The sequence below is a fragment of the Pseudomonas sp. GW821-FHT09C10 genome, assembly GCF_059418085.1.
This window is the reverse complement of record NZ_JBWKPE010000030.1, coordinates 1-19,346: the sequence shown is the minus strand read 5'-3', so window position 1 is coordinate 19,346 and position 19,346 is coordinate 1. Positions and strand designations below refer to the sequence as shown.

Below are 19,346 nucleotides of genomic sequence, written 5' to 3'. Positions count from 1 at the left end.
GCCTCGCTAAAGCTCGACATCTCCCACAGGGGACCAGCGGTGCCCACGAGATCTACAGCCGGGCCACTTTCTACCTGCTAACCGCGATCAAATGTGGGAGGGAGCTTGCTCCCGATAGCGCTGTGTCAGCCAACACCTCTACCAACTGTGCCACCGCCATCGAAGCCTCGCTGAAGCTCGACATCTCCCACATGGGACCGGCGGTGCCCATGCGCTCTATGACCTGGCTGCTTCCTGCCTGTCACCCGTGTTCAATGCGACGTCCCTTCCGCAAACTCCACCTTATTGCCCACGTTGTACTTGCCCGACGGCTTATTCATGGGAATGCGCTTCACCTCCTCGAGCGTGTGGCTGTCATACACAATCAACGCCCCCTCCGTGGCCCAGATGCTCAGCAACACATACCGCCCATCCCGGGTGAATTCCACATGGGCCGCCGTCTTGCCCGGCACTGGCCTCAGGGTGTGGGCGATCTCGAGGGTCTGCTTGTCGATCAGGTGAATCGCATCATTGTCCGGCCCGAAAAACACGTCGCTCCACACATAGCGCGAGTTCACATGGCTGCGCATGAAAAAGCCCGGCCCGAGGGTGGGGATCTGTTTGATCAGGGTCCAGGTCTTGAGGTCGATCACCGAGATTTGCCCCTTGCTGATATTCGGCGTGGCAAACACCCATTGCCCGTTGCGTTGCCAGTACGTCCCCGAACCCAGGTGCGGCATGCCGGACAGCGGGATATCGGTGACCACGCGGCCGCTGTCCAGGTCGATCACCTGGCCGCCGCCGGCCTTGCGTGAGGTGGCGATCAGTTGGCGGTAATCGGGCGAGAACGAGAAGTCATCGAGCACGTCCTGGGCCTGGATGCGCCGGGGCTCGAAGCTGGGCCGAGCATCGGCATAGGACAATTCCCAGACCTCGTTCACGTCCTTGAGCGCGACGATAAAGCTGTTGCGCGGTGGCGCGGTGTACACCGCACTGACCCGTGAGCCGGTGTCCAGGGTCTTGACCAGCGACAGGTCGCGCGCATCCAGCAGCACCAGGTTGCCCGGCAGGTAATTGCCCGCCAGCACCCAGCGGCCATCCTTGCTCACCGCCAGGTTGCGGGTGTTGAGGCCCACGCGGATCTCGGCGATCAACTTGAGGTTGTGCAGGTCGTACTGGCTGATCCAGCCGTCCCGCGAGGCGAAGTACACAAAGCGTCCGTCCGGGGAGAATTTCGGCCCGCCGTGCACCGCGAAATGGGTGGGGAAACGGTCCAGCACGGCAAAGGTGTCGCCGTCGAGAATATCCATGTGATGGTCGCCGGACTCCACCACCACAAACAGGTTGAGCGGGTCGGCGTGATGCTGCGGTGTGCTCGGCAATTGGCGCAGGTCCGCCAGCACGCTGTGGCTGGTGCGGATGTCATGCTCGTTCCACGTCGCCGGTGAGTCAGGCGGCTGTTGCAGAAGCTGCGCCAGCCCATCGATCTGCGCGGCACTCAGTTGCGGCGCGAACGCGGCCATCTGGCTGGCGGGCCGGCCTTGTTCGATGACCCTGCGCACTTCATCCGGCTTGATCCGCCCCAGGCTCTCCGGCAGCAGCGCCGGGCCGGTGGCGCCGATGCGATTAAGCCCGTGGCAGCTTTCGCAATACTGGCGGTAGTCCTGCGCGGGCGTAGCGTGCGCGGCCGTCGCCCACAGCAGCGGCACCAGCAGCAGGCGTTTCATACCGCCACCGCTTCACGGGCCGGTGCCAGGGTGGCGGGGAAGTGCAGGGCGGCGTCGGCAAACAGGTTGACGACGTGGCCGATCACCGTCAGCGTCGGCACGCCGGGTTCGCAGTCGGCAGCCAGGGTGGGCAGCTGGCGCAGGGTGCCACGGGCCACCTGTTGATCGGCGCGCGCACCGTTGCTGATCAGGGCGGCCGGTGTGTCTGCGGGCAAACCGGCCGCCACCAAATGCTCGGCGATCAGTGCCAGGTTCGACAGGCCCATGTAGAACACCAAGGTCTGGCTCGGTTCGGCCAGGCTGGCCCATGGCAGTTTCAACGCGCCGTCGCGTTGCAGGTGGCCGGTGACGAAGCGGCACGAATTGACCAGCTCGCGGTGGGTCAGCGGGATACCGGCATAGGCGCTGCAGCCGGAGGCGGCGGTGATGCCGGGCACCACCTGGCACGGGATACCGCGCGCGAGCAGGTACTCCAGTTCCTCGGCGCCGCGCCCGAAGATAAACGGGTCGCCGCCCTTGAGGCGCACCACCCGTTGGCCCTGGTCGGCCAGCTCGGCGAGCAGTTCGTTGAGTTGATCCTGGGGCAGGCTGTGACAACCGCTGGCCTTGCCCACGTAATGACGGGCGCAGGTCAACGGGATCAGCGCGAGCAGTTCGGCACTGATCAGCCGGTCGAACACCACCGCGTCGGCCTGCATCAACAGGCTCCAGGCGCGCAGGGTCAGCAGGCGCGGGTCACCGGGGCCGGCGCCCACCAACGCGACTTCGCCAGGGTGCAAGGGGCTGTGCAGACTGGCTGGCAGGCCAGTGGAGGAGTGGGCAGTTGAAGTGTGCATGGGACGTCCTTGGTTCATCATCAGGTAGGCGGCCCCCGGTTGTGTCACCGGGTGGTCGAGCAAGGGATCAGGTTGAGGGGCTGGCGCGCGATCTCGGCGTCGCTGAAGTAGCAACCGGGGTCCGGGCCCCACAGGTCGCCATCGGCCCAGGCGCGGGTGCGGGTATTGCCGTTGCAGATCGCCAGCCAGCGGCACTCGGCACAACGCCCGCCAATGCTGCGCGGGTGTTCGCGCAGGCGCAGCAGCAAGGGGTCGGGCTGCTCCAGCCAGAGTTGGCGGAAGGTGGTGTTGCGCACATTGCCCACCGATTGCTGCCACCAGTAGGTGTCCGGGTGCACCTCGCCGGTGTTGTCGATATTGGCGATGCCGCTGCCCGAGGCATTGCCGCCCCAGGCATGCAGCAGGTGTTCAAGCTGCGGGTAGTGTTCGGGCAGGTGCTGGTGCACCCATTGCAGCAACAGCACGGCGTCGGCGTCGTTGTTGCCGCTGACGAAATCGCTGTCCACGCCGTGTTGAATATCGCTCCAGGCCTGCTGGAAGATCAGCGCCATGGCCTCGCGGCTCATCTGCCGGTGCGCATCCAGCTGGCGGCTGCGCTTGCCGCGCCCGCTGTAGTTGAGGTGCGACAGGTAGAACTTCTGCACGTCATAGGTGCGCATCAGCGCCAGCAACTGCGGGAGCTGCCCATGGTTGTCCTGGGTCAGGGTGGTGCGCAGGCCCACGCGAATCCCGGCTTCGCGGCACAGGCGGATGGCGTGCATGGAGCGCTGGAAACTGCCGTGCAGTTGGCGAAACGCGTCGTGGGTCGCCTCCAGGCCGTCGATGCTGATGCCCACGTAATCGAAACGGGCGTCGGCGATCTGCTGGATGTTGTGCTCATCGATCAGCGTGCCGTTGGTCGACAGTGCGACGAAAAAACCTTTGTCACGGGCATAGGCACTCAGCACGAAGAGGTCTTCGCGCAGCAGCGGCTCGCCCCCGGACAGGATCAACACGCGAACCCCGGCGTCGTGCAAATCGTCGATCACCTGCAGCGCTGCCGGGGTGTCGAGTTCATCGCGAAACACGCTGTCGGCGCTGGTGGCGTAGCAGTGCTTGCAGGTGAGGTTGCAGCGCCGCAGCAGGTTCCAGATCACCACCGGCGGCCGTTCACTGCCAGGGGGCGAGGTGCGCGGCGGCGGGCATTGACCGGCGAGGGTGCGCAGGTACTGACTGATTCGCAGCATGGGCTATTCCTTTGAGTGCGCCAGCGTCAGGCGCAGGCCGGTTTTTTTCAGGATGCGGCTGCTCACCAGCATCTCGTCGGCGCGGCAGGCATCCCCCAGCAGGAAACGCAGGTGCTCGCGGTAGCTGTCGATTTCTTCGCGGCTGCGGCCATGCACCATGGCGAACAGGTTGTAGGGCCAGTCCGGGCGCCGGGGGCGACGGTAGCAATGGCTGACAAACGGCTGGGCGCCGAGCAGTTCTCCCAGGCGCGGCAGGTGCACATCGGCCACGTCCCACACGGTCATGCCGTTATGCCGGTAGCCCAGGCGGTAGTGGTTGGGCACTGCGGCGATACGTCGGATCGCACCTTCGGCCTGCAGGCGCTTGAGCAGGTCGAGGGTCGACTCGACGCTGATGCCCAGTTGCTCGGAGAGCCAGGCCCATGGGTCCTCCACCAGCGGCAGGCCGCTTTGGGTGAGGGCGACCAGTTGCAGGGCCAGGGTGTTGTCAGACCGGGAAATACAGACCGACATGGTAGGTGTGCTCCTTCGGCAGGTTGAGCACCGCCAGCCCGGTGAGGGCCTCGATGCACGACAGGGTATCGGCCAGCTCCTGCGCGGTGGCGCAGGCCAGCACGAACCACATGTTCCAGCGGTGTTCGCGGCGGTAGTTGTGGGCCACCTGGGGCAGGGCGTTGAGCTGCTCGGCGACCGTATCAAAGCGCGCCTCGGGTACGGCAAGCGCCGCGAGGGTGAAAGCGCCGCCGAGACGCTCGATATCGAACATCGGGCCGAAGCGCGTGAGCATGCCGTCTTCGAGCAAGTCGTGCAGGCGGTCGAGCAGTTCGCTCGCAGGGCAGTGCAGTTCCTCGGCCACCTGTTGCCAGGGCTGGCGCACCAGCGGCAGGCCGCGTTGCAGGCGGTTGATCAGTTGTCGATCCAGTTCATCCATGGGCCCATACCTGTGACGGCGGCGGCGCGAAACGTCCTCCGCATTGCTTGAAGGCGCGGGTGCTGAACAGCAGTTGGTGGGGCAGGTCGCTGAGCAGATGCTGCTCCAGCAACGCCTGAATCTGCGCCTCGACCACCGCGCGCTCGCGCCCGTGCACCATGCAGAACAGGTTGTAGCGCCACTGCGGCAGGCGTCGCGGGCGCTGGTAACACAGGTTCACGCCGGGGGCGCGGCCCAGGCGCGCCCCGACTTCATCGACCAGCGCATCCGGCACATCCAGCACCAGCATGGCGTTGGCCACATAGCCCAGGGCGCGGTGATTGAGCACCAGGCCGACACGACGGAACAGGCCCTGGTCGTGCCATTGCTGCATCTGTTGCAGCACCTGATCGTGGTGGGCACCGATCTGCTCGGCGAGCTCGTCGTAGGGCCGTGGCACGATGGGCAGGCCGCGCTCCAGGCACTGGCGCAGGTCGAGCATCTGCTCGTGGTTCAGTGGCGCGATCACGGCTGCTCTCCGAGGGAAAAACCGAGGTCGATGCGGTAGGCGGTGAGCATCGGCAAGTCCAGGGGCGTGAGGCCGGTGTCTTGCTCCAGCTCATCGAGGATTTGCTGCAAGTGCTGGCGGTGGGGCCCGGTGAGCACGAACCACAGGTTGTAACGGTGCTCGCGGGCATAGTTGTGATTGACCTCCGGGTACTGGCTGACCCGTGCGGCCACTTGTTCCAGGCGCTCGATCGGCACCGCCAGGGCGGCCAGGGTGCTGGCGCCGGCGCGGGTGTGTTCGAACACCGGGCCGATGCGCGACAAGGCGCCGGCCAGTTCCAGGCGTTGCAGGCAGGCCATCACCTCGGCCGCGCTGCAACCCAGCACCTGGGCCATTTCGCGGTAGGGCTCGGCGCACAGCGGCATGCCGTGCTGGAAGCGTTCGATCAATTGCTGGCTGAGCGAATCAAGGTCCATTTCAATACCCCATTTTTTGCGCGCGCAGGCTGAAGAAAATCCCGCTGGGACTCTGGGCCGGCAGGCTTTTCAGCAGGGTCAGGCGGTACGGATCCCACACTTGCAACTGTTCGCCATCGCGCACCGACAGCCACAGCTGCTCGCCACGCCCGGTGAATTCCATGTGCAGCACACCGGGGCCGGGGCGCAGGTCGGCGACCACCTGGTGGGTTTCGGTGTCGAGCACCTGCACCCGGTCGTTGTCCGGGTAGGCGAAGTTGACCCACAACTGGCGCCCATCAGGGCGCGCAGTGACAAAAATCGGCTGCCCGGCCACCGGGATCGCCGCCGTCTGCTGCCAGGTACGTGCATCCATCACCAGCACCTGGTGGCGCCCCACCGCCGGCACGAACGCCTGGTCATCGGCGACGGCCCAGCCCTCCAGGTGGGGCATCTTGTAGACGGGCAGCTTGGCCTGGCCGCGCCCGTAGTCCTTGAGCACGCGCAGCACACCGCGCTCCGGGTGCCACAGGTCGAGCTGGGCCATGCCGTCTTCACCGAACAGCCCGGCCATGTAGTAGCGGCCGTCGGCGGTGATCAGCGCGTCATAGGGTTGCTCGCCGACGTCCTTGAAGCGGGTGATGCGCGGCGGGCTGCCGTGGCTGAAGTCGGCGCTCCAGATCTCGCCGGTGTCGAACAGGCTGAACACGAAGCGCTGCCCGGGCGCATCCACCAGGCCGACCACCCGCGAGCGTTTGCCATCGGCCATTGCGGTCGCGGGGATGTCGGCGATGAGGGTCAGGTCTTCTGCATCGAACACCTTGACCCCGCCCGGCACGTAATTGGACACGGCGATCAGGCGCCCATCCTGGCTGATGGCGCCGCCGATGCTGTTGCCGCCCTGGACGATGCGCCGCTCGATGCGTTGGCGCAGCAGGTCGATCTTGGTCATGCCGCCATCGCGGGCAAATACATAGGCATAGCGCTGGTCGCGGGAAAACACCGCCGAGGCGTGGGACAGATCGCCCAGCCCCTCGATACGGGCCAGTTCGGTCATGCCGGTGCTCTCGATAATCCGCACGCTGCCGCTGGCGCGTTCGATCACCAGGCCCAGGTCGCCGCTGCCGCGCAACGCGGGTTGGGCACAGGCACCCAGCAACAGGCACAGGCATAACAGGGTAGGGCGCATCATGGTGGGGGGCTTCCTTGCAATAGGCGGTCGACCAGCCAGGCAATATCGCCGGCACTCAGCAGCGGGCCCCAACCGGGCATGGCGCGGGCGGGGCGGCCGTAGGTCACGGTTGCGATCAGGCTGTCGCGGCTGTGGTGGGCCAGGGCTTGCGGTGTGAGGGGTGGGCCCAGGCCGCCGGTGAGGTGCAGGCCATGGCAGGCCCCGCAATCCTGGGTCAACAGGTGTTCAAGGCGGGCAGCGTCCGGGGTGGCCGCTGCCCGCGCGGGAATCAGCAGGAGCAGCGCCATGGCCGTACCGATCATCGATGCTTGCATGGCGTGCTCCTTGTGCTTATTTCAAGGTCAGGACCCAATCGGCCAACACCTTGGCTTCATCATCGGTGACCTGGTTCGGCGGCATCGGCACCGGCCCCCAGTTGCCCTGGCTGCCGTTCTTGATGTGGCTGGCCAGGGTGGTGGCTGCGTCTTTCACACCGGCATTCTTGGTGGCGACGTCCTTCAAGGCCGGCCCCACCAGTTTGCTGTCGATCGTGTGGCAGCCCACACAGGGCTTGCTGGTGAACAACCCCGGGCCGTCTTGTGCCAACGCCGGCTGCAGGCTGAGCGCAGCGGCGGATGCCAGCAGTGCGAGGAGAATATTTTTCATTCGGTGACCTCGTGTTGATGGGGCTCAATAAATGTCGTGTTGGGTGTTGTAGACGTTGAATTTTCCAGTCGGCGTGATCAGGCGCTTGTCGCGGATCACCTGCTTGAGCTTCAAGGTCTTGTCATCGATCACCACCAGCGCCGACTCTTCGGTCTGGCCGTTCCACACCGAGAACCACACCTCGTCACCGGCCTTGTTGTATTCCGGTTGCACCACCCGCAGCGCGCCTTGCTTGATGCCCGAATACTCGGCAATCGGCAGCACGGTGTAGCCCTTGTCCAACTGGTTGATGTCGAACACCGCCACCGACTGGCTGAGCTTGGCGTCGGGGTTGAGGGTGGTGTCGACATACAGGTGATGGGAGTTGGGGTGGGTCTTGATAAACAGCGAACCGCCGCCCTGGCCCTTGAGGGATTCCACCTGTTTCCAGGCGTATTGCGGGTGCTTGACCGGGTCGGTGCCGATCACCGAAATACCGCCGTCGCCCAAGTGGCTGGTGGCCCATACCGGCCCGTATTTTGGGTGATTGAAGTTGGCGCCACGGCCGGGGTGCGGGGTCTTGCCGACCTCCACCAACGCGGTGAGCTTGCGCTCCCTGGAGTCGATCACCGCGACCTTGTTGGCGTTGTTCGCGGCGGTCATGAAGTAGCGGTGGGTGCTGTCCCAGCCGCCGTCATGCAGGAACGGCGCGGCGTCGATGGTGGTGATGGTGAGGTTCTTGATGTCCTGGTAATTGACCAGCATCACCTTGCCGGTTTCCTTGATATTGACGATGAACTCCGGCCACTCGTGGGAGGCGATGATTGCCGCCACGCGGGGTTCGGGGTGGTATTCCTGCTTATCGACGGTCATGCCCCGGGTGGACACGATCTGCCTGGGCTCCAGGGTTTCGCCATCCATGAGGGTGAACTGCGGCGGCCAGTAGGAACCGGCAATCGCGTACTTGTCTTCATAGCCCTTGAACTTCGAAGTCTCCACCGAGCGGGCCTCGATGCCCACCTTGATCTCGGCGACTTTGGTCGGCTCCAGGGGCCACAGGTCGATCATGTCGATCTTGGCATCGCGGCCGATCACCAGCAGGTAGCGGCCAGACGCGGAGATACGCGAGATATGCACGGCGTAACCGGTGTCGATCAGCCTGATGATCTGCTTGGTGTCGCCGTCCACCAGGGCGATCTTGCCGTCGTCGCGCAGGGTGACCGAGAACAGGTTTTGCAGGTTGAGGGTGTTCAGTTGTTTTTTCGGCCGGTCTTCGGGCTTGACCAGCACTTTCCAGGTCTTGAGGGTTTCGGCCATGCCCCATTCCGGCGGAGTGGGCGCGGTGTGCTGGATGAAGGTGGCCATGCTGGTGATCTGCGCCTTGGTCAGCGCATTGGACGTGCCCCAGTTGGGCATGCCGGCCGGGGAACCGTAGGTGATCAGCGCTTCCAGATAAGCCTGGCCACGGGCCTGGGTGATGTCCGGGGTCAGCGGCTTGCCGGTGGCGCCTTTGCGCAACACACCGTGGCAGCCGGCGCAGCGTTCGAAGTAAATCTGCTTGGAGGCGTCGAACTCCGCCTGGCTCATATCCGGCGCGCCGGGGCTTTTCACTATCCCGGTTGGCGTGTCGCCATGGGCGTTGATGGGCAATGCGAGGGCCAGGGCGCAGCTCAGGCTGGCAAGACTCAGGACCCAGGGTTTTCTGTTGCGAGTCAGCATTCCATATCTCCTCAGGCAAGACCTTTGCGATGCCCGGCGAAGGCTGGGTAGAGCGCAGGTTCTTAGTGCCAGGCAAGACTATGTTGCAGTGGCGCGATGCTCGCTTGACGGCGATCAAGTTTGCCGTTGTACGTGCTTGCCAGGTTGTCGCAGGGGCCCTTAGCGTGGGGGTCGAACCCGTTGCGAGTACGCGTCATGACCGAGCCCTTCTACCAACCACAGAACAACGAACAGCAGCTGTTCGAACACGCCTGGCGCCACCACCTACCGGTGCTGATCAAAGGCCCCACGGGCTGTGGCAAGACGCGCTTCGTGCAGCACATGGCGCACCGCTTGAACCTGCCGCTGTACACCGTGGCCTGCCACGACGACCTCAGCGCCGCCGACCTGCTCGGCCGCCACCTGATCGGTACCGACGGCACCTGGTGGCAGGACGGCCCACTGACCCGCGCCGTGCGCGAAGGCGGGATCTGCTACCTCGACGAAGTGGTGGAAGCACGCCAGGACACCGCCGTGGTGCTGCACCCGATTGCCGATGAACGCCGCGAACTGTTCCTGGAACGCACCGGCGAAGTGCTCAAGGCACCGTCGTCGTTCATGCTGGTGGTGTCGTACAACCCCGGCTACCAGAACCTGCTCAAGGGCATGAAACCCAGCACCCGCCAGCGCTTCGTGGCGATGCGGTTTGGTTACCCGCCGGTGGCCGACGAGGAACGCATCGTCGCCCGCGAGGCCGGTGTGGATGTGGCGCTGGCCGCCCAGGTCGTGCGCCTGGGCCAGGCGCTGCGTCGGCTTGACCAGCATGACCTGGAGGAGGTGGCCTCCACCCGGCTGCTGATCTTCACCGCCCGCCTGATCGGCGCCGGCATGAGCCCACGCAAAGCCTGCCTGGCGTGCCTGGCCGAACCGCTGAGCGACGACCCGCAGACCGTCGCCGCACTGATGGACGTGGTGGATGTGCACTTTGCCTGAACCGCGCCGCCTGCCAGGCGACCTGGCGATGTGGTTTTTTATCCTCGCCGAGCTGTCGGTGTTCGCGATTCTGATCCTCACGTTTGCCGTGACCCAGGCGCTCAAGCCCGAGCTGTTTGCCGCCGGGCGCGCACAGCTGGATACCTCGACCGGGTTGGCGATGACCTTGAGCCTGCTGACCGCAGGCTTGTTGGCGGCGTTGGCGGTGCAGCAGGTGCGATTGCAGTGCCGGCGACGCGGCGCCGGTTTGTTCGTCGCGGCGTTGTTGGTGGCGCTGGTGTATGTGGCGATCAAGCTTGGCGAGTACGCCCACCTGGGCGCTGCCGGACTGGGCCTGGAGCACAGCACGTTTTTTACCTTGTACTGGATACTCACGGGGTTTCATTTCCTGCATGTGCTGCTGGGGATGGTGATTCTCGGGTGGCTGGCGCTGGCCTGCTGGTGCGGCGGGCTGTCAGTCGGCGGGCTGGAGTCGGGGGTGCTGTATTGGCACATGGTGGATCTGGTGTGGGTGGTGTTGTTTCCGCTGGTCTATGTGATTCGCTGAGGTGGGTATGACGGATTCCCGGACGCTGATCCTGTGTTGGCTGATGTTGGTGGTGCTGAGCGTTGGCACTGTACTGACGGGGGCCTCCGGGTTGTGGTGGGGGGTGTTGTTGCTGGCGGTGGTCAAGGGGTGGGTGATTGTGGATGGGTTTATGGAATTGCGGCGTGGGCCAGTGTTGTGGAGATTTTTGATGCTGGGGTGGGGGGTGGTTGTGGTCGCTTTACTGAGTACATATCCGTTATTTGTGTAGCGGCTGCTTACGAGGCTCGGTATGCCCTCACTCCAGATCAAAAGCCAAGCTGCGGCAGCCTTAGAGCCGACCGGTGTTGGGTCTGGTGTACTCGGTTAAAAATGTGGGAGGGGGCTTGCCCCCGATTGCAGTGGGTCAGTACCAAATCCATCAACTGACACTCCCTCATCGGGGGCAAGTCGAATCGTCGCACCGCCCCTCCCACATTTGGATCTTCATATATCAGATGGACCTCGGTCTGCTTTTGCTCTGGCTTTTGATCTTGATCCTGGGCGCCCCGTCAAACACGCTGGCCGAACGCAGGCTTGAATCCGTGGGTAACCCGGCAGGACGCCGGGTTAGCCGTCCTGGGCCAAGGATGGCCCATGACGGCGGCCCACGGATTCAAGCCGGAGTGAGGGCATGCCGAGCCTAGGCGAGGCACCGAGTGTTGGGGCAAGAGCCCTTTGGTTACTTTGGGGCTCTTTTCCAAAGTGACCCGCTGTAAGAGCGGAACCATAGGCCGCCGTTACCTAAATAACGGATATGTACCCAACCCAACCTCCCCCAAAAAATACCCCACCAAAACCATCAACAATTCTTGATCGCCATCAAGCAGTTTCCACCCCCCACCTCCCTATCATTCCCTGGCCAAGCCATGAGGAAGCGACCATGTCAGAGACCTTCACCAAGGGCATGGCCAGGAATATCTACTTCGGAGGAAGCGTGTTCTTCTTCCTGATTTTCCTGGCCCTGACCTACCACACCGAACAAACCTTTCCCGCCCGCAGCAACGTCGACCAACTCAGCGAATCCGTCGTTCGCGGCAAGGGCGTCTGGGAGCGCAACAACTGCGTCGGCTGCCACACCTTGCTGGGCGAGGGCGCTTATTTCGCGCCGGAGCTGGGCAATGTGTTCAAGCGCCGGGGCGGCGAAGAAGGGTTCAAGCCGTTCCTGCATGCCTGGATGAAAATGCAGCCCCTGGGTGTACCGGGGCGACGGGCCATGCCGCAATTCAATCTCAGCGACCAGGAGGTGGACGATATGGCCGAGTTCCTCAAATGGAGCTCGAAGATCAATACCAATAACTGGCCACCGAACAAGGAGGGCTGAGCCATGCGCAGTGCCAATCCATACTTGAAATTCCAATCCCAGGCCGTGGCCAAACCCTACTTTGTGTTCGCCCTGATCCTGTTTCTCGGTCAGGTGCTGTTCGGTTTGATCATGGGCCTGCAATACGTGATCGGCGACTTTCTGTTCCCGTTGATCCCCTTCAACGTGGCGCGGATGGTCCATACCAACCTGCTGATCGTGTGGCTGCTGTTCGGCTTTATGGGCGCGGCCTACTACCTGGTGCCCGAGGAGGCCGAACGCGAGCTGCACAGCCCGAAACTGGCGATCGTCCTGTTCTGGGTGTTCGCCGCCGCCGGGGTGTGGACCATCCTCGGCTACCTGCTGGTGCCGTATGCGGCGCTGGCCAAGTTGACCCACAACGAACTGCTGCCGACCATGGGGCGTGAGTTCCTGGAGCAACCGACCATCACCAAAATGGGCATCGTCGTGGTGTGCCTGGGCTTTCTGTACAACATCGGCATGACCCTGCTCAAGGGCCGCAAGACCACCGTCAGCATGGTGATGATGACCGGGCTGATCGGCCTCGCGGTGTTCTTCCTGTTCTCCTTCTACAACCCCGGCAACCTGGCGCGGGACAAGTTTTACTGGTGGTGGGTGGTGCACCTTTGGGTCGAAGGCGTGTGGGAGCTGATCATGGGTTCGATGCTGGCTTTCGTGCTGATCAAGGTCACCGGCGTCGACCGTGAAGTGGTGGAGAAATGGCTGTACGTGATCATCGCCATGGCCTTGATCACCGGGATCATCGGCACCGGTCACCACTTCTTCTGGATCGGCGCGCCCGAGGTGTGGTTGTGGGTCGGTTCGATCTTCTCGGCCCTGGAGCCGCTGCCGTTCCTGGCGATGGTGATGTTCGCCTTCACCATGGTGAAGCAACGTCGGCGCCAGCACCCCAACCGCGCCGCCACGTTGTGGGCCAAGGGCACCACGGTCACGGCGTTCTTCGGCGCGGGCGTGTGGGGTTTCCTGCACACCCTGGCACCGGTCAACTTCTACACCCACGGCACCCAACTCACCGCCGCCCACGGGCACCTGGCGTTCTTTGGTGCCTACGCCATGATCGTGATGACCCTGATCAGCTACGCCATGCCCCGCCTGCGCGGTATCGGTGAAGCGCCGGACGCGCGTTCGCAGACCCTCGAAATCTGGGGCTTCTGGATGATGGTGCTGTCGATGGTGATGATCACGCTGTTCCTCACCGCTGCCGGGGCCGTGCAAGTCTGGCTGCAACGCTGGCAGGTGGACGGGGTGGCCTTGCCGTTCATGGCCACGGTGGAGCATTTGCAGGGACTGTTCTGGGCGCGGTTGGTCAGTGGGCTGGTGTTCCTGCTCGGGCTGGCCTGCTACCTGTGCAGCTTCCGGCAACGCGCCCGGATGGCTGGAGCACCGGCACCGATCGTCTACTGAAGGTAACGCGGTCCAAATGTGGGAGGGGCGGTGCGACGATTCGACTTGCCTCCGATGGCGGCCTGTGGGCCGACCGCTTTTTGGGGGGGGAGTACATATCCGTTGCTGCGGTAACGGCTGCTTAGGGTTCCGCTCTTACAGCGGGTCACTTTTGGAAGAGCGCCAAAAGTAACCAAAAACGCTTCGCCCCAACACTCGGCACCTCGCCTAGGCTCGGTGTGCCCTCACTCCGGCTTTGGAGCGTGGGCCGCCGCAATGGGCCATCCCTGGCCCAGTGCGGCTAACCCGGCGTCCTGCCGGGTTACCCACGCTCCAAAGCCTGCGTTCGGCCAGCGTGTTTGACGGGGCGATTTGAGATCAAAAGCCAAAGCGCGGCGGCCTTAGAGCCGACCGGAGTTGGGGCTGGTGTACTCGGTAAATGTGGGAGGGGGCTTGCCCCCGATGAGGGAGTGTCAGTTGGTGGATTTGGTACTGAGCCACTGCAATCGGGGGCAAGTCGAATCGTCGCACCGCCCCTCCCACATTTGGATCTCCACATATCAGCTAGACCTCGGTCTGCTTTTGCTCTGCTTTTGCTCTGGCTTTTGATCTTGATCCTAGGCGCCCCGTCAAACACGCTGGCCGAACGCAGGCTTGAATCCGTGGGTAACCCGGCAGGACGCCGGGTTAGCCGTCCTGGGCCAGGGATGGCCCATGACGGCGGCCCACGGATTCAAGCCTTCGTTCGGGCACACCGAGCCTAGGCGAGGTGCCGAGTGTTGGGGCAAGAGCCCTTTTGGTTACTTTTGGGGCTCTTTTCCAAAAGTGACCCGCTGTAAGAGCGGAACCCTAAGTGGCCGTTACCGCAGCAACGGATATGTACTCGGTCCAATCCAAAAAAATGTTCGGCCCAGAGGCCGCCATCGGGAGCAAGTCGAATCGTCGCACCGTCCCTCCCACATTTGGACTGCAGTGTGCCTGTCAAACATCAAACAGTTGGAGCCCATCCCATGGCCTTTACCCTTGAATTGGAAGAATGGGTCGGCAGTGCCTGGCACCGCTTTATCACCCGCCGCGCCAGCGTCGATTTTCCGCACGCGCGGGTCGAGCTGGTCGACCGCCGGCGCAGCCTCGCCGTATTGTTTCGCGCCCTGGGCGGTGCCAGCGGGATCGCCCTCGAAGCCGCCAGCGAACGCGACCTGCTGCTGCGCCGCAACCTGTTGATGCGCATCGCCGGCACCTGCAAGCATGCACCCCTGGCCTCCTGCGATGGTAACCGTCTGCGCCTGCCGTCGAGCCTGGCGGTGTACCCCACAGTCGCCTTGAACCGGGAGCTGTACCGTTGGCTGGCGCTGCTGGCCGCCCATGCAGGCCCCATGACCCATTGGGCCCGGGACAACCAGCGCTGGACCTGGCTGCTGCTGCAACGCTACCCGGCGCTGTTGCCCAGTTACCAGCGCCTGGTGGATGCCCATATCACGCTGCGCCCCGACCCGGCCAGCCTGAGCCCCGCTGAAGCCGCCCTGGAAAAAGCCCTGCGCAAGGCCCTGGGCGAGCCCGGCAGCGTGCGCCATTTACCCCGCAGCGAACGCGCCGCCTGGCCGTTGCCCTTATGGCTGTACCCGCCGTTGCACCTGGACACGCCCCAGGCCCTCGATCTTGAAGACGACGGCGACGACCTCGCCACCCCGTCCGGGGAGCAGCAGGGCGCCCTCAAACGTGCCAGCCGTGTGGATGATCACAGCCGTGATGGCGGCTTGCTGGTGGTACGCCTGGAAAACCTGTTCAGCTGGACCGAGCACGTCGACCTTGATCGCTGGGCCGACGACAGTGAGGACCCGGACGCCGCCCGCGTCGCCGAAGACCTCGACCAGTTGAGCCTGTCGCGCCAGCGCGTGCGCAAGAGTGGCGGCTTGAAGCTGCACCTCGACCTGCCGCCCGCCGATGTGGATGACATCCCCCTCGGCGAGGGCATCAAGCTGCCCGAGTGGGACTACCGCCAACAATGCCTTCGACCCGGTTTCGTCAATCTGCAGCTGATGCAGCCACGTGCCGATGCACCGCAACCGTTACCGGCCCGACTACTCGGCCCGGCCCAGCGCCTGCGCCGTCAATTCCAGCAGCTGCGCACCGACCGCCAATGGCTGCGCCGGCAACCCCAGGGCGCGGAGCTGGACCTGCAAGCCTGGGTGGATTTCCAGGCGCAACGCCAACACGGCGCCAGCACCGAACGCGGCTTGTACCAGGAGCAACGTCACACCCGACGCGACCTGGCATGCCTGCTGCTGGCGGACCTGTCGATGTCCACCGACGCGCATTTGAACGACACGCAAAAGGTCATCGATGTGATCCGCGACAGCCTGTTGCTGTTCGGCGAAAGCCTGGCCGGGCTGGGAGATGCGTTTGCACTGTATGGCTTCTCGTCCCTGCGCCGCCATCAGGTGCGCCTGCACCAGCTCAAGACGTTCGAGCAAGCCTATGACGACCGCACGCGCGGCTGCATCCAGGCCCTCAAGCCGGGTTACTACACGCGCATGGGCGCCGCGATTCGCCAGGCCACCCAGTTGCTGGGCGCGTGCAAACAGCGGCGCAAGTTGTTGTTGCTACTGACCGATGGCAAGCCCAATGACCTGGATCTGTATGAGGGCCGCTACGGGGTCGAAGACACCCGCCAGGCAGTGGTCGAGGCGCGGCGCCAGGGCCTGATTCCGTTCTGCATCACCATCGACAGACAGGCCGGGGACTATTTGCCCTATATGTTCGGTGCCCATGGCTACACCCTGATCCGCCAGCCGGAGCAGTTGCCGCTGCGGTTACCCCAGTTGTATCGGCAACTGACCGAGGGTCAGTAGAAGTCGCGGGGCAGCCAGAAGAACATCGCGATGCAAAACAGCGCCAGGACCAGGCAGAACCACTGGAAGCGCCGTAGCCGCCGCGCTTGCAGGCTGGCATCCGCGGCGGGCAGGGACGTTCCGCAGCCGGCGCACGCCTCGCGCACGTCGGCATTGCGCTGCTGGCAATACAGGCAGGTTTTCACTCGAATTGCTCCAGGCGCAGCCGATCCAGAATGGCGATCTGGCGTCCGTCCTGGGTGATGATCTTTTCATCGATCAGGCGCCGGATAATCCGCGAAAAGGTCTCCGGCTGGATCGACAGATGCCCGGCAATCAACTGCTTGGCCATGGGCAGTTCGAAGGTGGCGTCGGTGCTGTGCAGGCGCATCAGTTGGGTCAGCAGGTAGCGCACCACGCGGTGGGTGGCGTTTTTCAGCGACAGGGTCTCGATCTCGTTGACCCGCTGGTGCAGGCGCACGCACAGCTTGCCGAGCAGGGCGAAGGTCAGGCGGCTGTTGCTGTGCAGCAGGCGCATGTAGGTGGCGTTGGACAAACGGTACAACTGGGTGGGGCACACCGCTTCGGCGCAGGCCACGTAGTTGGGGGTGTCCATCAGCATCATGGCCTCGGCGAAGGTCTGGCGCTCGCCGATTACTTCGAAGACTTTCTCCTGGCCGTCGGGAGTCAAACGGTAGACCTTCACCGCACCGGCGATCACAAAGTAAAACGCCTCGGCCGATTCGCCCTGGCGGAACAGCGGCTCGCCTTTGTCGATGCTCAGCAACTGGCTGTCGCCCATCAGCTCGTCGAGTTCTTCGTCGTTCAGCGGTTCGAACAGGTGATGGCTGCGCAGGATCTGGTGGTGCACGCGATGCAGCACCATGCCCGGTTCCTTGAACAGCAGCGGGGCGTTCACACCAGCACCAGCGAGAGCCCGCTGGCGGCGGCCAGCATGGAGCCGAGGATCACAAACCAGGCGAGGGGGACATAGGCGTTTTTCATCATGGCTCCGGGGTGCGGTGTGGATATAGGCGCGAGGGTAATCCCTTGGCCCCGATGGCGACTTGATCTACGACAAGGGCAACACGCAGGTATCGGCGCAAGATTGCCGCAGTCCTGAAGGGAGACCGTGTCATGCAAGTGCTCGATCGGCGCAAGGCCATGTCGATTACCCCGTTGTTTCGCCTGGCCTTCCGGCCATTCTTTCTCGGCGCCTGTGTGTTGGCGGCGCTGGCAATTCCCCTCTGGCTGCTGGCCCTGGGCGGGCACCTCGGCACCTGGCAACCCGCCGGCGGCTGGCTGGCCTGGCATCGCCATGAGCTGCTGTTCGGCTTTGGCGTGGCGATCATCGCCGGGTTCCTGCTCACGGCAGTGCAGACCTGGACCGGCCGCCCAGGCATCAGCGGCAATGCCCTGGCGCTGCTTGCCGGCGTGTGGCTGGCGGCGCGCCTGGGCTGGTTGTTCAACCTGCACTGGCCGCTGCTGGCGGTGCTGGAGCTGACCTTTCCCCTGGCCGTCGCCGCAGTGATGGGCTGGACCCTCTGGCAGGTAAGACAGACGCGTAATTACCCGATTGTGCTGGTGCTGGCGCTGCTGACCGTGGCCGATGCGCTGTCGCTGTATGGCTTGCTGCGCAATGACTCCGGGCTGCAACGCCAGGCGGTGCTCACCGGCCTGTGGCTGGTGGCGGCGATGATGGGCCTGATCGGCGGACGGGTGATTCCGTTTTTCACCCAGCGCGGTTTGGGTCGGGTCGAAGCGGTCAAACCCTGGGCGTGGCTGGACCTTATGTTGCTTGGCGGCTCGCTGCTGATCGCCGTGCTGTATGCCGCAGGGCCCGCGTTGGGCGCCAACCTGTGGATCGGCCTGCTGTTCGCCGTCCTCGGGCTGGGGCACCTGGTGCGCCTGGTCCGCTGGCATGATCGCGGCCTCTGGCGCGTGCCGTTGCTGTGGTCATTGCACCTGGCATATGCCTGGCTGGCCGTGGCCTGCCTGGGCATGGCGCTGTGGCACTGCGGCGCGCCGCTCAATCCCAGCCTGGCCGTGCATGCATTGACCATCGGCGCCATGGCCGGGCTGATCCTGGCCATGATCGCCCGCGTCAGCCTGGGCCACACCGGCCGCCCGTTGCAGCCGCCGGCCGGCATGACCCTGGCCTTTGGGCTGCTGAACCTGGCGTGTGTGTGCCGGGTGCTGCTGGTCCTGCTGTTGCCGATGGCCGCGTTATGGCTGGCGGGGGTGTGCTGGACCCTCGGGCTCGGCCTGTACCTATGGCGGTATGGCCCGATGCTGTGGCAGGCCCGGGTCGATGGGCATCCGGGCTAGGAGGACGTCATGCTCTATTCCACCTTGTTGATCGTGCATCTGCTGGCGGCGATTGCGTTTATCGGCACGCTGTTTTTCGAAGTGGTGATCTGGCACAGCGCCCGCGAGGAACTGGCCTGGTCCGCGCAGTTCACCTCCGACCACGCCATCGCGCGGCGTTCGCGCCAGGTACTGCACGGCGTGGTGGTGTTGCTGTACGGCGCGGGCATCGGCCTGGCCTGGCACTATCGCGGGCTGTTGGCGGTGCCCTGGGCCAGCCACTTCGCCGCGTTGCTGAGCCTGAAAATTTTGCTGGCCCTGAGCATCATCGGCCATTACCTGTGGCTGGCGTACCTGCTGAGTCACCAGCGCTTGAGCCCCCGGCGTGCGACGTGGATTCGTCGCAGCATCTTGGTGCATCTGGTCGTGATCGTGATCGTGGCCAAGCTGATGTTGCGTTGATCAGGCAGGCGGACTGAGCGCCCTGGTAAACAACACGTCGTTCTCCAGGCGGATGTGGTCGCGCGGGTGTTGCTGCGGTAATGGAGTGAGATCCAGAGCAGACTAGTATCTACCTGACTGTATGGAGATCAAATGTGGGAGGGGCGGTGCGACGATTCGACTTGCCCCCGATGGCGGCCTGACAGCCGACCAGGATGTTGGATCAGGCCGAGTACATATCCGTTGCTACGGTAACGGCCACCTATGGTTCCGCTCTTACAGCGGCTCACTTTTGGAGGGACCCAAAAGTAAGCAAAAGGTCCTCG

At 64.1% G+C, this 19,346-nt stretch carries 21 protein-coding genes; 8 read left to right on the top strand and 13 right to left on the bottom strand.

Annotated elements, in window-relative coordinates; genetic code table 11:
• Nucleotides 1-251 precede the first annotated feature (251 nt).
• Genes AC07OT_RS30900 through AC07OT_RS30850 form a run of 11 tightly spaced genes read right to left on the bottom strand, consistent with a single transcriptional unit; the run spans nucleotide 252 to nucleotide 9,176 of the window.
• Nucleotides 252-1,706, bottom strand: a complete 1,455-nt coding sequence (locus AC07OT_RS30900) for a cytochrome D1 domain-containing protein (protein ID WP_495109879.1) — start codon at nucleotides 1,704-1,706, stop codon at nucleotides 252-254.
• Nucleotides 1,703-2,542 carry a uroporphyrinogen-III C-methyltransferase gene (gene cobA, locus AC07OT_RS30895; RefSeq protein WP_495109878.1) on the bottom strand — a complete coding sequence of 280 codons (840 nt, stop codon included), beginning with the start codon at nucleotides 2,540-2,542 and terminating at the stop codon, nucleotides 1,703-1,705. The genes AC07OT_RS30900 and cobA overlap by 4 nt, the downstream gene beginning before the upstream one ends.
• Nucleotides 2,543-2,586: 44 nt before the next feature.
• Nucleotides 2,587-3,768: a heme d1 biosynthesis radical SAM protein NirJ gene (gene nirJ, locus AC07OT_RS30890; RefSeq protein ID WP_495109877.1), complete on the bottom strand. Its 1,182-nt coding sequence runs from the start codon at nucleotides 3,766-3,768 to the stop codon at nucleotides 2,587-2,589.
• Nucleotides 3,769-3,771: 3 nt separating this feature from the next.
• Nucleotides 3,772-4,281, bottom strand: a complete 510-nt coding sequence (ahbB, locus tag AC07OT_RS30885; protein ID WP_495109876.1) for a siroheme decarboxylase subunit beta — start codon at nucleotides 4,279-4,281, stop codon at nucleotides 3,772-3,774.
• A complete protein-coding gene (locus tag AC07OT_RS30880) occupies nucleotides 4,256-4,699 on the bottom strand; it encodes an Lrp/AsnC family transcriptional regulator (RefSeq protein WP_495109875.1) in 444 nt (147 codons plus the stop codon). The genes ahbB (AC07OT_RS30885) and AC07OT_RS30880 overlap by 26 nt, the downstream gene beginning before the upstream one ends.
• Entirely contained in the window at nucleotides 4,692-5,207 is a 516-nt protein-coding gene (gene ahbB, locus AC07OT_RS30875; protein WP_027607202.1) for a siroheme decarboxylase subunit beta, read from the bottom strand. The genes AC07OT_RS30880 and ahbB (AC07OT_RS30875) overlap by 8 nt, the downstream gene beginning before the upstream one ends.
• Entirely contained in the window at nucleotides 5,204-5,662 is a 459-nt protein-coding gene (locus AC07OT_RS30870) for an Lrp/AsnC family transcriptional regulator (protein WP_281113668.1), read from the bottom strand. Before AC07OT_RS30870 ends, ahbB (AC07OT_RS30875) begins: the two co-directional genes overlap by 4 nt.
• A gap of 1 nt (nucleotide 5,663) precedes the next feature.
• Nucleotides 5,664-6,833, bottom strand: coding sequence for a cytochrome D1 domain-containing protein (locus AC07OT_RS30865; protein WP_495109874.1), 1,170 nt, complete (start codon nucleotides 6,831-6,833; stop codon nucleotides 5,664-5,666).
• On the bottom strand, nucleotides 6,830-7,147 hold the full coding sequence (locus tag AC07OT_RS30860; RefSeq protein ID WP_495102856.1) for a c-type cytochrome: 318 nt from the start codon (nucleotides 7,145-7,147) through the stop codon (nucleotides 6,830-6,832). The genes AC07OT_RS30865 and AC07OT_RS30860 overlap by 4 nt, the downstream gene beginning before the upstream one ends.
• Before the next feature lie 16 nt (nucleotides 7,148-7,163).
• A complete protein-coding gene (locus AC07OT_RS30855; protein WP_495109873.1) occupies nucleotides 7,164-7,478 on the bottom strand; it encodes a c-type cytochrome in 315 nt (104 codons plus the stop codon).
• Nucleotides 7,479-7,502: 24 nt separating this feature from the next.
• A complete protein-coding gene (locus tag AC07OT_RS30850; RefSeq protein ID WP_495109872.1) occupies nucleotides 7,503-9,176 on the bottom strand; it encodes a cytochrome D1 domain-containing protein in 1,674 nt (557 codons plus the stop codon).
• A 195-nt stretch (nucleotides 9,177-9,371) separates the two neighbouring features.
• Here AC07OT_RS30850 and AC07OT_RS30845 point away from each other — a divergent pair, with 195 nt between their 5' ends.
• The 6 genes from AC07OT_RS30845 (at nucleotide 9,372) to AC07OT_RS30820 (ending at nucleotide 16,293) form a co-directional block, all read left to right on the top strand.
• Nucleotides 9,372-10,148 (top strand): CbbQ/NirQ/NorQ/GpvN family protein, encoded by a 777-nt coding sequence (locus AC07OT_RS30845; RefSeq protein WP_495109871.1) that lies wholly within the window; start codon nucleotides 9,372-9,374, stop codon nucleotides 10,146-10,148.
• Nucleotides 10,132-10,695: a cytochrome c oxidase subunit 3 gene (locus tag AC07OT_RS30840; RefSeq protein ID WP_495109870.1), complete on the top strand. Its 564-nt coding sequence runs from the start codon at nucleotides 10,132-10,134 to the stop codon at nucleotides 10,693-10,695. Before AC07OT_RS30845 ends, AC07OT_RS30840 begins: the two co-directional genes overlap by 17 nt.
• A gap of 7 nt (nucleotides 10,696-10,702) precedes the next feature.
• On the top strand, nucleotides 10,703-10,945 hold the full coding sequence (locus AC07OT_RS30835) for a cytochrome C oxidase subunit IV family protein (protein ID WP_495109869.1): 243 nt from the start codon (nucleotides 10,703-10,705) through the stop codon (nucleotides 10,943-10,945).
• Between the two features lie 651 nt (nucleotides 10,946-11,596).
• Nucleotides 11,597-12,037: a c-type cytochrome gene (locus AC07OT_RS30830; protein WP_074847069.1), complete on the top strand. Its 441-nt coding sequence runs from the start codon at nucleotides 11,597-11,599 to the stop codon at nucleotides 12,035-12,037.
• Between the two features lie 3 nt (nucleotides 12,038-12,040).
• The gene (locus AC07OT_RS30825) at nucleotides 12,041-13,462 is read left to right on the top strand and encodes a cbb3-type cytochrome c oxidase subunit I (protein ID WP_495109868.1); all 1,422 of its coding nucleotides are present in this window, start codon (nucleotides 12,041-12,043) and stop codon (nucleotides 13,460-13,462) included.
• A gap of 989 nt (nucleotides 13,463-14,451) precedes the next feature.
• Entirely contained in the window at nucleotides 14,452-16,293 is a 1,842-nt protein-coding gene (locus AC07OT_RS30820) for a nitric oxide reductase activation protein NorD (protein ID WP_495109867.1), read from the top strand.
• Here AC07OT_RS30820 and AC07OT_RS30815 read toward each other — a convergent pair.
• A complete protein-coding gene (locus AC07OT_RS30815) occupies nucleotides 16,287-16,478 on the bottom strand; it encodes a protein DnrP (protein WP_495109866.1) in 192 nt (63 codons plus the stop codon). The genes AC07OT_RS30820 and AC07OT_RS30815 overlap by 7 nt on opposite strands.
• The gene (locus AC07OT_RS30810; protein WP_495109880.1) at nucleotides 16,475-17,158 is read right to left on the bottom strand and encodes a Crp/Fnr family transcriptional regulator; all 684 of its coding nucleotides are present in this window, start codon (nucleotides 17,156-17,158) and stop codon (nucleotides 16,475-16,477) included. The genes AC07OT_RS30815 and AC07OT_RS30810 overlap by 4 nt, the downstream gene beginning before the upstream one ends.
• A gap of 251 nt (nucleotides 17,159-17,409) precedes the next feature.
• On the opposite strand from AC07OT_RS30810, the gene AC07OT_RS30805 reads away from it, so the two are divergent.
• The gene (locus AC07OT_RS30805) at nucleotides 17,410-18,600 is read left to right on the top strand and encodes an NnrS family protein (RefSeq protein ID WP_141155285.1); all 1,191 of its coding nucleotides are present in this window, start codon (nucleotides 17,410-17,412) and stop codon (nucleotides 18,598-18,600) included.
• Between the two features lie 9 nt (nucleotides 18,601-18,609).
• Entirely contained in the window at nucleotides 18,610-19,041 is a 432-nt protein-coding gene (locus AC07OT_RS30800; protein ID WP_495109865.1) for a hypothetical protein, read from the top strand.
• The last annotated feature ends 305 nt before the right edge of the window (nucleotides 19,042-19,346 follow it).